1 rRNA gene is annotated in these 1140 nt (G+C 49.1%); it reads right to left on the reverse strand.

The features are described from left to right. Positions 1-1140: ribosomal RNA gene (locus INR60_RS17155) — 23S ribosomal RNA — on the reverse strand; the annotation flags it as partial.

The following is a 1140-nucleotide window of genomic DNA, read 5'->3' on the forward strand; positions in this document are numbered from 1 at the left end:
CTAACTCCCTAAACGCTTAGACTAGCATCCAATAGCTAGCACGCTCTATCCTTCTCCGTCACACCATCGATAATAACGATAATAGTGGTATCGGAATATCAACCGATTGTCCATCACCTACGCCTTTCGGCCTCGGCTTAGGTCCCGACTAACCCACAGCGGACGAACCTTCCTGTGGAAACCTTAGGTATTCGGCCTGTAGGATTCTCACCTACATCTCGCTACTGATGCCAACATTCTCACTTGTAATCAGTCCACCGCTCCTTACGGTACGACTTCAGCCCGATTACAACGCTCCTCTACCGCTCACACTATTGTGTGAACCCGTAGCTTCGGTGGTAAGTTTAGCCCCGTTACATTTTCGGCGCAGGATCTCTCGACTAGTGAGCTATTACGCACTCTTTCAATGAGTGGCTGCTTCTAAGCCAACATCCTAGTTGTCTTAGAAATCCCACATCCTTTCCCACTTAACTTACACTTTGGGACCTTAGCTGACGATCTGGGCTGTTTCCCTTTTGACTACGGATCTTATCATTCGCAGTCTGACTGCCGTGCTAAAACTATCTGGCATTCGGAGTTTGATAAGGTTCGGTAAGCGCTATGCCCCCTAGCCCATTCAGTGCTCTACCTCCAGTAGTTACAATTCACGACGCTAGCCCTAAAGCTATTTCGAGGAGAACCAGCTATCTCCGAGTTCGATTGGAATTTCTCCGCTATCCACAGCTCATCCCATGCTTTTTCAACAGCAACGTGGTTCGGTCCTCCACGAGGTTTTACCCTCGCTTCAACCTGGCCATGGATAGGTCACCCGGTTTCGGGTCTACGGCATGCAACTAGTCGCCCTATTAAGACTTGGTTTCCCTTCGGCTCCGTACCTTAAGTACTTAACCTTGCTACATACCGTAACTCGTTGGCTCGTTCTACAAAAAGCACATCATCACCCTCATAAGGGGCTTTGATCGGTTGTAGGCATACGGTTTCAGGTTCTATTTCACTCCCCTCCCGGGGTTCTTTTCACCTTTCCCTCACGGTACTGCTTCACTATCGGTCATCAGGTAGTATTTAGGCTTGGGAGGTGGTCCTCCCTGCTTCCCACAAGGTTTCACGTGTCTCGTGGTACTCTGGATCAGAACTTTAGAT

The sequence above is a fragment of the Clostridium chrysemydis genome (assembly GCF_015234215.1).
GTDB lineage: Bacteria > Bacillota > Clostridia > Clostridiales > Clostridiaceae > Clostridium > Clostridium chrysemydis.